Genomic DNA, 11,881 nt, shown 5'->3' with positions numbered 1-11,881 from the left:
CAATCATGTGCGGAATTGTCGGTGTGATGGGCCAAGGCCCAGTCAATCAGCTGATCTATGACAGCCTTTTACTGCTGCAACACCGAGGCCAGGATGCTGCCGGCATCGCGACGGCGCACGAGCAGTTTTTCAGCATGCACAAGGCGCATGGCCTGGTGCGTGACGTTTTTCGCACGCGCAATATGCGTGCATTGCCCGGCAACAGCGGGGTGGGGCAGGTGCGCTATCCCACCGCCGGGTCCAGCGCCAGCGTGGATGAGGCCCAGCCTTTTTATGTCAATGCGCCCTTTGGCATCACGTTTGTCCATAACGGCAATCTGACCAATTGGCGTGAACTGCGCGAAGCCCTGTTCAAGCACGATCGGCGCCACATCAACACCAATTCGGATTCCGAAGTCCTGCTGAACGTCTTCGCCCACGAACTGCAGCAGGCATCCAATGGTGTCACTCTGGATGCCAATGCGGTGTTCCAGGCGGTGCGAGCCGTGCATCGCCGGGCCAAGGGCGCCTATGCCGTGATCGCCCGCATCAGCAGCTTTGGCCTGGTTGCTTTCCGGGATCCGCACGGTATCCGTCCGCTGTGCCTGGGGCGGCATGAGACGGATGCTGGTGTCGAATGGATGCTGGCGTCCGAATCCGTGGCGGTGACGGGCAGCGGCTTTTCTCTGGTGCGTGACGTGGCGCCCGGCGAGGCGCTGGTGATCACCGAAGACGGTGAAGTCAGTCACGAATTGTGCGCCGAAGCCGACGCAGTGCAGACCCCCTGCGTTTTTGAATATGTCTATTTCGCTCGTCCAGATTCGGTCATGGATGGGATTTCGATTTATGATGCGCGTCTGCACATGGGGGAATACCTGGCCGACAAGGTTGCCAAGACCTTGCGTCTGGGCGATGTGGACGTGGTCATGCCGATCCCGGATTCATCCCGGCCATCGGCCATGCAGCTGGCCTCGCGGCTGGGTCTGAATTACCGCGAAGGCTTCATCAAGAACCGCTACGTGGGGCGCACATTCATCATGCCGGGGCAGGCAGTGCGCAAGAAATCCGTACGCCAGAAGCTGAGCGCCATCGATCTGGAATTCCGGGGCAAGAACGTATTGCTGGTGGATGATTCCATCGTGCGCGGCACCACCAGCCGGGAAATCGTCGATATGGCCCGCGCGGCTGGCGCCAACAAGGTCTATTTCGCCTCGGCCGCACCAGCGGTGCGTTATCCGAACGTCTACGGCATCGACATGCCGACACAGGCTGAATTGATCGCTACCGGCCGCGACACGGATCAGATCGCCCGCGAGATCGGCGCCGACAGTCTGGTCTATCAGGATCTGGACGATCTGGAACAATCGCTGCGCGACCTGAATCCGGCCCTGCGGACCTTTGAGTCGTCCTGCTTCAGCGGCCGGTACGTGACGGGCGACATCGACGCCGCGTACCTGGAGCGCCTCAGCCTGACGCGAGGCCAGCCCATCCGGTCGGGCGCCATGACTCCGGCGACGTCGGACGATAGCTGACAGGCACCGAACGCCAGCAGGCCGCAAGACGGACAGCAAGCAGCCGCAGGCCCCCGAGGTAGAAGGACTCCGGCCGCCGGGCCGCCCCAAGGCCGGAGAGCCCCCTCGGGGGATGAGCCCGGACACTGGCCAGTCCCTGCGGACTGGTCAGTGCCTGACGAATCCGAGCGGCATGCAGGCCGCGAGGTGGACAGCAAGCAGCCGCAGGTCCCAGATAGAAGGACTCTGGCCGCCGGGCCGCCCCAAGGCCGGAGAGCCCCCTCGGGGGACAGCAAGCAGCCGCAGGCCGCGCAGCGTGGGGGCTCTTATGCTTTGCGGGCCAGCACCCATAGGCACAGCACTGTGCAGATGGCGAACAGGATCAGGCCCCACAGGGCATATTCAATCCCCAGCAGGCTGACGCGCGCGTCCGCGCAGCTGGCGTAAATGCCGAACAGCCAGGGGACGGCGGCGTCCAGCCCCGATTCGGAGATAAAGCGGTCCGCAAAGGTCTGCGCGCAGGAAAAGGCATTGCTGGCGACGGTGTACTGGTACCAGGCGGCAGCAATGCCGCAGAGGCCCAGCACGGCGCCCAGCGCGGCGCCGGTGCGCCGAACCAGGGCAGACCCCCAGCCGGTGCAGGCCAGACCGCAAACGGCGGCGATGGCCAGCAGGATCAGGCGCTGCAGCACGCACCAGGCGCAGGGCTGCATCTTGAACAGATGCTGCGAAATCAGGGCAAAGCCCACGGCCCCCAGGCATAGCAGGGAGATGGCTCTTAGCGTGCGATCGGATCGGGTGGTATTCATCATGGCTTGGTCAGTGGATCGGTCGGGTGGGGGTTAGATGCGAGGGATGCCTCATGGTTCCCTGCCAGGGCGTCGAATACATGGCGCTCGAATTGCAGTTGGCCGCGGGTCTGGTTCAGGATGGCCCCTTGCAGAATGAAGATATCTTCGACCCGGTCGCCCAGGGTCATGATTTTGGCCATTTTCAGACTGACGCCGTGACGGGTGAATACCCTGGCCAAGTCGTGCAGCAAACCGACGCGGTCCGCTGCCGTGACGGACAGGCGCCAGGTGCCGCCCTGTTCGTCCGCCTGCAGGGTGATGCTGGGCAGAATCGGAAATACCCGTGAGCGCCGTGACCCCTGCCGCAGGACGGACGAGGCGGTCCGGCCATCGGACTGGGATTTCAGTGCGGCCAGCAGCTCATGTTCGATCAGCGTGGCATGAGCGCGGTAGTCACGGTCACCGTCAGGCAGCAGCACGATGAAGCTGTCCAGCGCCCAGCCCTGGCGTGTCGTATGGATACGGGCGTCCTGAATGCTCAGGCCATGGCGGTCGAAATACGTGCAGATGTCCATGAACAGGTCGGCGCGGTCCGGCGCATAGGCCAGAATCTGCAAGGCTTCGCTTTGTCCCAGGATCCGCGCCCGTACGACGGGATCTGGCCCCTGGAAACAGTGGTATAGATGGCGCGTATGCCAGGCGATCTCGTTGGCGTCATGGCGCAGGAAATAGGCGACATCCAGTTGCGACCAGAAAGCATCCCGGCTTTCGTCGCGCAAGCCCATGCGGCGGATTTCGGCCGCCGCAGCATCCTTGCGCAAGGCCAGGATGGTGCCAGTGTCCGGGCGGGCGCCGCCCAGCGCGGCCAGTGTCTGATGGTACAGATCGTCCAGCAGTTTGCCCTTCCAGGCATTCCAGACGCGCGGGCTGGTGCCGCGGATGTCGGCCACCGTCAGCAGGTACAGAGCAGCCAATTGTCGTTGCGTGCCGACCCGCGTGGCGAATTCATGGATGACGCGTGGATCGCTCAGGTCGCGTTTTTGCGCCACTTGCGACAGCGTCAGGTGTTCGCGCACCAGAAATTCCACCAGGTCGGCCTGTTCGCGCGGCAGCTGATGCTGGCGGGCGAAACGGCGGACCTCGGCGGCGCCCAGCTGCGAATGGTCGCCGCCCCGGCCCTTGGCGATATCGTGGAACAAGGCAGCCACATACAACAGCCAATGCTCGTCCAGATCGGCGATCAGCTGGCTGGCCAGAGGGTAGTCCTGGGCGTGTTCCGGCATGGTGAAGCGGCGCAGGTTGCGGATCACCATCAGAATATGCTGGTCCACTGTGTAGGCATGGAACAGGTCGTGTTGCATCTGTCCCACGATGCGGCGGAACACCGGCAGATAGCGGGGCAGGATATTCCACATCGTCATGTCGCGCAGGGCATGGACGATGCCGCGCGGCTGCTGCAGAATCTGCAGGAACTGCCGGCGATTGACCGGATTGTCGCGGAACTGAGGGTCGATGCGGCGGCGCGCATGCCAGATGGCCCGCAAGGTGCCGGCTGCCATGCCTTGCAATTCGGGGTGCTGCTGCATGACCAAAAACACACGCAGCAGCAGGGCAGGGTTGCGTTCGAACGCGTCAGGACGTCGCAGCGCCAGATGATCGCGGCGGATACAAAAATCGTCGTCCAGAGGGATGTCGTCGGTCTGCGCTTGGGGGAAAAGGTGTTCTTCCAGGCTTTGCATCAGCAGGCGGTTGACCTGGCATACCACGCGCGCCGCCCAATAGTAGCGCTGCATCAGCAATTCGCTGGCGCGACGGTGGGGCTGATCGACAAAGCCATAGATCTGCGCCAGACGCGGCTGCAGGTCGAACAGGACGCGGTCTTCGCGGCGTCCCGCCAGCAGATGCAATTCGATGCGCAGACGCTTGAAGGCGCGTTCAGCTCTGCGCAGCGCGCGAAATTCGGCAGGCGTGAGCAGGTCGGTGCGGGCCACGGCCTTCCAGGTGGCCCCCAGGCCGGCCGCGCGCGCCAGCCACAGCAGCACTTGCAGGTCACGCAGGCCGCCGGGGGCTTCCTTGCAGTTGGGCTCCAGCGCGTAAGGCGTGTCCTGGTGGCGGGCGTGGCGTTGCTGCATCTCGGTGCGCTTGGCCAGATAGAACTCGCGAGGGTCCAGATCCGCCTGCATCTGGGTGCTGAATTGCTGGAACAGGGTTTTGCCGCCCGCCAGCCAGCGGGCTTCCAGCAAGGCGGTTTGGACTGTAATGTCGGCGGCGGCTTCGTGGCGGCATTGCGCCAGCGTGCGTACGCTATGTCCGGGTTCCAGTCCGGCATCCCACAGGGCGGCGATCAGCGCTTCAATGCGCTTGCGATCATCTGCGTCCGGCGTGCGTTCCAGCAGGATCAGGATATCCAGGTCTGATCCGGGGTAGAGTTCCCCGCGGCCGTAGCCGCCCACTGCCGCTAGGCAGGCGCCCGAGGGCGCCGGATGGAGTTTCAGCAATTCGCGGACCTGCTGATCCGCGATCCGTCGCAGGGCAGTCAGCAGGGGCTCCGGGCGCAGGTGCTGGCGGTATGCCGCAACGGCCTCGCCGCGGCGCGCCTGCAGGCGGCTGCGCAAGGCGGTCATGCCGTCCTGCGACGCGGGAATCATGCAGAGGCGGCGGCTTTGACGAAGGCAGGAGGCGCCGGCATGCCGGGCGACACCGTCAGGACTTCGTAGCCCTGATCCGTCACCAGAATGCTGTGCTCCCATTGGGCGGACAGGCTATGGTCGCGTGTGACCACCGTCCATTGATCCGCCAGGGTGCGGATTTCACGACGCCCGGCGTTGATCATGGGTTCGATGGTGAAAATCATGCCGGGTTCCAGGCGCAGGCCGGTGCCGGGCTTGCCGTAGTGCAGCACTTGCGGGTCCTGGTGGAAACGCTGGCCGACGCCATGGCCGCAGTATTCACGCACAACAGAAAAGCCAGCAGCCTCGGCGTGCTGTTGAATGGCGTGAGCGATATCGCCCAGGGTGGCGTCCGGGCGCACTTGCTCGATGCCCAGCCACATGCATTCGTAGGTGGTTTCGGCCAGGCGCTTGGCCAGGATAGACGGTTCACCCACGTAAAACATGCGGCTGGTGTCGCCGAACCACCCGTCCTTGATGATGGTGATGTCCATATTCAGGATATCGCCGTTTTTCAGAACCTTGTCGCTGGGGATGCCGTGGCAGATGACATGATTGACTGAGGTGCAGATCGAGGCCGGGTAGGGCGGGTAGCCTGGCGGGGCGTAACCCACGGTGGCGGATTTCACCTGCAGCACGTTGGTCAGGTAGTCCATGCACAGACGGTCGAGCTCACCGGTGGTGACGCCGGGCCGCACGTGCGGCTCGAGATAGTCCAGAATGCTGGCGGCCGCCTGGCAGGCAGCGCGCATCTGAGTGAGTTCCTGAGGGTCTGTGATTAATGGAATCATGAGGAAAGCTTGCTGAAGATATAGGAAGAATAGTAGAATTATAGGCTTCGCTGTAAATAGCGTGCATGGCCGCCCATGGGTGTTTGGGATGGATGACTTGGATGCAAGTCATGTTAGTCCCGGATGCTGGCCATGTACAAGACCAAACCCTTTGGAGATTTTCCATGAGCCTCATGCGTGAAATGCTGGAAGCTGGTGTGCACTTTGGCCACCAGACCCGTTACTGGAACCCGAAAATGGCCGAATACATTTTCGGCCAGCGCAACAAGATCCATATCGTCAACCTGGAACGCACGGTTGAGAAATACCTGGAAGCCACGCAATTCGTGCGCCAGGTGGCGGCTCGCGGCGGCAATGTGCTGTTTGTCGGCACGAAACGTTCCGCCCGTGAACTGGTGGCGGCCGAAGCCCAGCGCTGCGGCATGCCCTACGTCGACAGCCGCTGGCTGGGCGGCATGATGACCAACTTCAAGACGGTCAAAACGTCCATCAAGCGCCTGAAGGACATGGAAGCCCAGCAAGCCGAAGGCGTCACCGAACACATGAGCAAAAAAGAAGCGCTCATGTTCGAACGCGAGCTGAACAAGCTGAACAAGTCCATCGGCGGCATCAAGGACATGACCACGCTGCCCGAGGCCTTGTTCGTCATCGACGTGGGCTACCACAAGATCGCTGTGGCCGAAGCCCGCACGCTGGGCATCCCGGTGGTCGGCGTGGTCGATACCAACCACTCGCCCGACGGCATCAATTACGTCATTCCCGGCAACGACGACTCGTCCAAGGCGATCGCGCTGTATGCCCGCGGCATGGCCGATACCGTGCTGGCCGGTCGTGAGCAAAGCATCAACGGCCTGGTCGAAGAACTGGCCGAAGGCGAAGAATTCATCGAGGTCGAGCAGGACACGCACGAGGAATAAACCCTCGTCCCTCTCACACCCCGCTGGCGCGGGCTTGCCCCGCGCCTGTCAGCCCGATACCGGCGCCTGCCGGTATCTGCATTGATCGAACAGGAGAATCGAATGGCTCAAATCACCGCCGCCATGGTCAAGGAACTGCGCGAAAAGACCGACGCGCCCATGATGGAATGCAAAAAGGCCCTGACGGAAGCCGAAGGCGACCTGGCCCGCGCCGAGGAACTGCTGCGTGTCAAGCTTGGCAGCAAGGCTTCCAAGGCCGCCAGCCGTGTCACGGCCGAAGGCCTGATCGGTCTGTATATTGCCGCTGACGGCAAGACCGGCGCCCTGGTCGAAGTCAATTGCGAAACCGACTTCGTCGCCAAAAATGATGATTTCGTGGCGTTCGTCAACGAAATGGCTCATCTGGTCGCCGAACACAATCCGGCCGACGTTGCCGCCCTGGGCCAATGCGCCATGGGCGAGGGCACGGTGGAATCCACCCGCACCGCCCTGATCGGCAAGATTGGCGAAAACATGTCGGTACGCCGCTTCCAGCGTTTTGAGACCGTCGACGGCCTGAACAGCTACGTACACGGCGGGCGCATCGGCGTGCTGGTCGATTTCGCCGGTGACGAAGAAATCGGCAAGGATCTGGCCATGCACATTGCCGCCACCAAGCCGCGCGCACTGGACGCGGGCGGCGTGGATCCGGCATTGATCGCTGCCGAACGCTCGGTTGCCGAACAAAAGGCTGCTGAATCCGGCAAGCCGGCCGACATCGTCACGAAAATGGTCGAAGGCGCCGTGCAGAAATTCCTGAAGGAAGTCACGCTGCTGTCGCAACCTTTCGTGAAGAACGACAAGCAGACCGTGGAACAGATGCTCAAGGAAAAAGGCGCGCGCATCAATCGTTACACCTTGTTTGTGGTGGGCGAGGGCATTGAAAAGAAATCCGAGGATTTCGCCGCTGAAGTCGCCGCTGCCGCCAGCGGTTCCTGATTCCGCCTGATTCAGGTACGATGGCATCGCGCCGAGTGCGCGATGCCGTTTCACGTCTGTTCCAGACGTTTTTCCTTCTTTCGTCCTTCCAGGAATCTGGTGCATGTCAAATCCAGCCTACAAGCGCGTCCTGTTGAAACTCTCAGGCGAGGCGCTGATGGGGGGTGATGCCTTCGGCATCAACCGCGCGACCATTCTTCGCATGACCGAAGAAATCCACGGCATCGTGTCGCTTGGGGTCCAGTTGGCTGTCGTCATCGGCGGCGGCAATATTTTCCGAGGCGTTGCGCCAGGGGCCCAGGGGATGGACCGCGCCACCGCCGACTACATGGGCATGCTGGCCACCGTCATGAACGGCCTGGCGCTGCAGGATGCCCTGAAAAACCATGGTGTGGACGCCCGTGTGCAGTCCGCGCTGAACATCGATCAGGTGGTCGAACGCTATATTCGCCCCAAGGCCTTGCGCTATCTCGAAGAAGGCAAGGTCGTGATCTTCGCCGCCGGCACCGGCAATCCTTTCTTTACCACGGATACCGCTGCTGCCTTGCGCGGGGCGGAAATCGGCGCTGAAATAGTGCTCAAGGCGACCAAGGTCGACGGCATTTATAGCGCCGACCCCAACAAGGACCCGAGCGCCACCCGTTATTCGCGCATCAGCTTTGATGAAGCCATCGTGCGCCGTCTCGAAGTCATGGATGCCACCGCCTTTGCGCTGTGCCGCGACCAGAAACTGCCGATTAAGGTTTTTTCGATCAACAAACCGGGAGCCCTGCGTCGCGTTGTCTGCGGCGAAGACGAAGGCACCCTGGTACAGGTATAGGAACCCTCATGAGCCTTTCCGACCTTCGCCGCTCGACCGACGAGCGCATGGGCAAGACCATTGATGCCCTGAAGACCAGCCTGGGCAAGATTCGCACCGGCCGTGCGCATGCCGGCATTCTGGATCACGTTCAGGTGGAATATTACGGCTCTCCTGCGCCGATCAGCCAAGTGGCCAATGTCACGGTGATCGATGCGCGCACCCTGAGCGTCCAGGTCTGGGAAAAGACCCTGGCGGCGGCTGTCGATAAAGCCATCCGCGAATCCGACCTGGGCCTGAACCCCATCGCCATGGGCGACAACATCCGCGTACCCATGCCAGCCCTGACCGAAGAACGGCGCCGCGATCTGACCAAGGTCGTGCGCGGCGAGGGCGAGGATGCCAAGGTGGCCGTGCGCAATCTGCGCCGTGATGGCAATGACGCTCTGAAAAAATTGCTCAAGGACAAGGAGATCTCCGAGGATGACGAGCGCCGTGGTCAGGACGAGATCCAAAAGCTGACGGATCGCTATGTGGCCGATATCGACAAGCTCGTCACCCAGAAAGAAGCCGAGATCATGACGGTTTGATGGCCGTCATTGGATCGATGACAGCGGCATGACCCAGGCCAGTTCCACACGCAGCATTCCCGCCACCGGACAAACCCCTCGGCACGTTGCCATCATCATGGATGGCAACGGGCGCTGGGCGACGCAGCGCCTGTTGCCGCGGACGGCGGGTCATGTGCGCGGCGTACAGGCCGTACGCCGCACCGTCGAGGCCTGTGGACGCCGGGGTGTCGAATACCTGACGCTGTTCGCCTTCAGTTCGGAAAACTGGCGGCGGCCGGCCCAGGAGGTCACGCTGCTGATGAAGCTGTTTGTCCGCACGCTGGAAAAAGAAGTCGACAAGCTCATCGCGCAAGGCGTGCGCCTGCGCATCGTGGGGGACCTGACGCCCTTCGACCGTAAATTGCAGGATCTGATCCGCGAAGCGGAGGCCCGCACGGCTGATCAATCGGCGCTGGTGCTGACCATTGCAGCCAACTACGGTGGGCGCTGGGACATTCTGCAGGCGACGCGCGCCTTGTTGGCTGCCCGGCCCGATCTGGCCGCGCACCCCGAACAGCTGGACGAGGACGCCCTGAGCGCCCGATTGGCCATGGCCTACGCCCCCGAGCCGGATTTGTTCATCCGCACGGGCGGCGAGCAGCGTATTTCCAACTTTCTGGTCTGGCAACTGGCCTACACCGAACTGTATTTCACGCCCCGCTACTGGCCCGATTTCGGGGCGCAGGACATCGATCAGGCCTTTGCCTGGTATCGTGACCGGGAACGGCGCTTTGGCCGCACCAGCGAACAGCTGCGCGCGTCGACCTGAAAGGAAGTCCCATGCTGCGTCAAAGAATCATTACCGCGATCATCCTGCTGCTGATCGTCGCTGGCGCCGTGACAGCATCCACGCCCTGGCCCATGCTGGCTTTGCTCGGCATCATGGCAGGCTGCGCTCTGTGGGAATGGTGGCGGCTGGTCTGGCCGCGTCCGCTGGTGCGGGGCGGGGCGGCTTTTCTGACGGTCTGCATGCTGGGCGTGGCGTCCCGCCTGGTGGTCGATGGCCAGCCGGATCTGCAGTGGTGGTGTCAGATGGTTCTGCTACCGCTGGCTGTGCTGTTCTGGGCCGTGCCTGTGCCATGGATGGTGGTGCGGGCCCAGGTCCCGGACCGTTGCCCCGCTGCGGGGCTGGCGCTGGCTGGCGGTTTGGCGCTGCTCGCCACCTGGTATGCGCTGGCCTGGATTTTCGTTCAGCACGGTGCAGCAGCATTGATCAGCCTGTGGGCGCTGATCTGGTGCGCTGATATTGCCGCCTACTTTACCGGCCGTAGCCTGGGACGGCATAAATTGGCCCCGCGCGTCAGTCCCGGCAAAACCTGGGAAGGCGCCGCCGGTGGCGTGCTGGCGGCGACCGCCTGGCTGCTGGCGACTGCCGTCTGGTGGCCAGACAGCTACGGGGCGCTGCTGCTGCCGCGCCTGGGCTGGCCGGCCCTGGTATTGGTCGGAATCGCCCTGGCTGCCTGGTCCATTATCGGGGATCTGTTCGAGTCCCTGCTCAAGCGTCGCGCCGGGGTCAAGGATTCCAGTCAGCTGCTGCCAGGGCATGGCGGGGTGTACGATCGGATCGATGCCGTGCTGCCGGTTGCGCCGGCCGCCATTCTTTTGCTGTTGCTCGGATAAGTCATGCCTGCTGCTCAACGTCTCTGCATCCTGGGTTCGACCGGTTCTATCGGTGTCAGCACCCTGGACGTCGTGGCCCGCCATCCGGACCGCCTGTCGGTCTATGCGCTCAGCGCCCATAGCCGCATTGAGTCGCTGGCGGCACAGGCGGCGACGCACCGCGCTCGGGTGGTGATCGTGCCGGATGACGCGGCGCGGCAGCGTTTCCTGGCGGCATGGCCTGCCGGCCTGCCGGTCCCTGAAATCCGTCAAGGCGCGCAGGCGCTGGCCGATACAGCCGCCGACCCCGAGGTCACTGCCGTCATGGCCGCCATCGTGGGGGCCGCAGGACTGCCTGGCGCCCTGGCGGCGGCCCGCGCCGGCAAGCGCGTGCTGTTGGCCAATAAAGAAGCCCTGGTGGCGGCCGGCACCCTGTTCATGCAAGCCGTACGCGATGCCGGCGCGGAATTGCTGCCTATCGACAGCGAACACAATGCGATCTTCCAGTGTCTGCCGCAGTCTGCAGATCGGGCGCTGGCGCCCGCGCAGCCGGCGACCGGTGTGCGGCGGCTCTTGCTGACCGCCTCGGGCGGCCCGTTTCGCTGCACGGCGCTGGATCAGTTGGAACACGTCACGCCCGACCAGGCCTGCGCCCATCCGAACTGGCGCATGGGACGCAAGATCTCGGTGGATTCCGCGACCATGCTGAATAAAGGCCTGGAAGTCATCGAAGCGCATTGGCTGTTCGCCATGCCGGTGGAACGCATCCAGGTGGTGATCCACCCGCAAAGCATCGTCCATTCCATGGTGGAATATACCGACGGATCCATTCTGGCTCAGCTGGGCCAACCCGATATGCGCACCCCCATTGCTTTCGGTCTGGGTTATCCGGATCGCATCGACAGCGGGGTCGGGCTGCTGGAACTGACCCGTCTGGGGCGTCTGGATTTTGAATCCCCCGACTTGCAGCGCTTCCCCTGCCTGAAACTGTCGCTTGACGCCCTCAGGCAAGGGCAGAACGCCTGCATCACTCTGAACGCCGCCAACGAAGTCGCTGTCGATGGTTTCTTGCATGGGCGCATCCGATATACTCAGATACCCGCCATCATCGAACGCTGCCTGGATGAATCCGGCCGTCATGATGCCTGTACGCCTGCCTCGCTGGACGAAGTCCTGGATCTGGATGCCCGCACTCGCCGGGCAGCGTCCGGTTACTGTCAGGCGGCTTTGCCCTGA

At 63.0% G+C, this 11,881-nt stretch carries 11 protein-coding genes; 8 read left to right on the top strand and 3 right to left on the bottom strand.

The genetic code is table 11. The annotated features are described in order from the left end of the window. Positions 1 to 5: 5 nt before the first annotated feature. Positions 6 to 1,511 (top strand): amidophosphoribosyltransferase, encoded by a 1,506-nt coding sequence (gene purF / locus VDP79_RS07115; RefSeq protein ID WP_323017514.1) that lies wholly within the window; start codon positions 6 to 8, stop codon positions 1,509 to 1,511. Positions 1,512 to 1,816: 305 nt separating this feature from the next. Here purF and VDP79_RS07110 read toward each other — a convergent pair whose 3' ends face one another. From VDP79_RS07110 to map, 3 genes are read right to left on the bottom strand one after another with little or no spacing between them, the layout of a single operon-like run. Beyond that, positions 1,817 to 2,302, bottom strand: a complete 486-nt coding sequence (locus tag VDP79_RS07110) for a disulfide bond formation protein B (RefSeq protein ID WP_416233058.1) — start codon at positions 2,300 to 2,302, stop codon at positions 1,817 to 1,819. Further along, positions 2,299 to 4,929: a [protein-PII] uridylyltransferase gene (locus tag VDP79_RS07105; protein ID WP_323017513.1), complete on the bottom strand. Its 2,631-nt coding sequence runs from the start codon at positions 4,927 to 4,929 to the stop codon at positions 2,299 to 2,301. Before VDP79_RS07105 ends, VDP79_RS07110 begins: the two co-directional genes overlap by 4 nt. After that, a complete protein-coding gene (gene map, locus VDP79_RS07100) occupies positions 4,926 to 5,738 on the bottom strand; it encodes a type I methionyl aminopeptidase (protein WP_323017596.1) in 813 nt (270 codons plus the stop codon). Before map ends, VDP79_RS07105 begins: the two co-directional genes overlap by 4 nt. 167 nt (positions 5,739 to 5,905) lie before the next feature. Between map and rpsB the strand changes: the two genes are divergently transcribed. The 7 genes from rpsB (at position 5,906) to ispC (ending at position 11,881) form a co-directional block, all read left to right on the top strand. Beyond that, positions 5,906 to 6,658 (top strand): 30S ribosomal protein S2, encoded by a 753-nt coding sequence (gene rpsB, locus VDP79_RS07095; RefSeq protein ID WP_323017512.1) that lies wholly within the window; start codon positions 5,906 to 5,908, stop codon positions 6,656 to 6,658. A gap of 102 nt (positions 6,659 to 6,760) precedes the next feature. Then, positions 6,761 to 7,636, top strand: a complete 876-nt coding sequence (tsf, locus tag VDP79_RS07090) for a translation elongation factor Ts (RefSeq protein ID WP_323017511.1) — start codon at positions 6,761 to 6,763, stop codon at positions 7,634 to 7,636. A gap of 103 nt (positions 7,637 to 7,739) precedes the next feature. Continuing rightward, positions 7,740 to 8,456 (top strand): UMP kinase, encoded by a 717-nt coding sequence (gene pyrH, locus VDP79_RS07085; protein ID WP_323017510.1) that lies wholly within the window; start codon positions 7,740 to 7,742, stop codon positions 8,454 to 8,456. An 8-nt stretch (positions 8,457 to 8,464) separates the two neighbouring features. After that, positions 8,465 to 9,025 carry a ribosome recycling factor gene (gene frr, locus VDP79_RS07080; RefSeq protein WP_323017509.1) on the top strand — a complete coding sequence of 187 codons (561 nt, stop codon included), beginning with the start codon at positions 8,465 to 8,467 and terminating at the stop codon, positions 9,023 to 9,025. A 28-nt stretch (positions 9,026 to 9,053) separates the two neighbouring features. Further along, entirely contained in the window at positions 9,054 to 9,815 is a 762-nt protein-coding gene (gene uppS / locus VDP79_RS07075; protein WP_323017508.1) for a polyprenyl diphosphate synthase, read from the top strand. Between the two features lie 11 nt (positions 9,816 to 9,826). After that, positions 9,827 to 10,666 (top strand): phosphatidate cytidylyltransferase, encoded by an 840-nt coding sequence (locus tag VDP79_RS07070; RefSeq protein WP_323017507.1) that lies wholly within the window; start codon positions 9,827 to 9,829, stop codon positions 10,664 to 10,666. Between the two features lie 3 nt (positions 10,667 to 10,669). Then, positions 10,670 to 11,881 carry a 1-deoxy-D-xylulose-5-phosphate reductoisomerase gene (ispC, locus tag VDP79_RS07065; protein ID WP_323017506.1) on the top strand — a complete coding sequence of 404 codons (1,212 nt, stop codon included), beginning with the start codon at positions 10,670 to 10,672 and terminating at the stop codon, positions 11,879 to 11,881.

Source organism: Castellaniella sp., assembly GCF_034675905.1.
Classification (GTDB): domain Bacteria; phylum Pseudomonadota; class Gammaproteobacteria; order Burkholderiales; family Burkholderiaceae_B; genus Castellaniella.
The sequence above is the reverse complement of the archived record's forward strand: the minus strand, read 5'-3'. Positions and strand labels throughout refer to the sequence as shown.

What these genes read in the sequence shown, in the direction of transcription:
- purF (WP_323017514.1), top strand. Translation starts at nt 6, where the DNA reads ATGTGCGGAATTGTCGGTGTGATGGGCCAAGGCCCAGTCAATCAGCTG.
- VDP79_RS07110 (WP_416233058.1), bottom strand. Translation starts at nt 2,302, where the DNA reads ATGATGAATACCACCCGATCCGATCGCACGCTAAGAGCCATCTCCCTG.
- VDP79_RS07105 (WP_323017513.1), bottom strand. Translation starts at nt 4,929, where the DNA reads ATGATTCCCGCGTCGCAGGACGGCATGACCGCCTTGCGCAGCCGCCTG.
- rpsB (WP_323017512.1), top strand. Translation starts at nt 5,906, where the DNA reads ATGAGCCTCATGCGTGAAATGCTGGAAGCTGGTGTGCACTTTGGCCAC.
- tsf (WP_323017511.1), top strand. Translation starts at nt 6,761, where the DNA reads ATGGCTCAAATCACCGCCGCCATGGTCAAGGAACTGCGCGAAAAGACC.
- pyrH (WP_323017510.1), top strand. Translation starts at nt 7,740, where the DNA reads ATGTCAAATCCAGCCTACAAGCGCGTCCTGTTGAAACTCTCAGGCGAG.
- frr (WP_323017509.1), top strand. Translation starts at nt 8,465, where the DNA reads ATGAGCCTTTCCGACCTTCGCCGCTCGACCGACGAGCGCATGGGCAAG.
- uppS (WP_323017508.1), top strand. Translation starts at nt 9,054, where the DNA reads ATGACCCAGGCCAGTTCCACACGCAGCATTCCCGCCACCGGACAAACC.
- VDP79_RS07070 (WP_323017507.1), top strand. Translation starts at nt 9,827, where the DNA reads ATGCTGCGTCAAAGAATCATTACCGCGATCATCCTGCTGCTGATCGTC.
- ispC (WP_323017506.1), top strand. Translation starts at nt 10,670, where the DNA reads ATGCCTGCTGCTCAACGTCTCTGCATCCTGGGTTCGACCGGTTCTATC.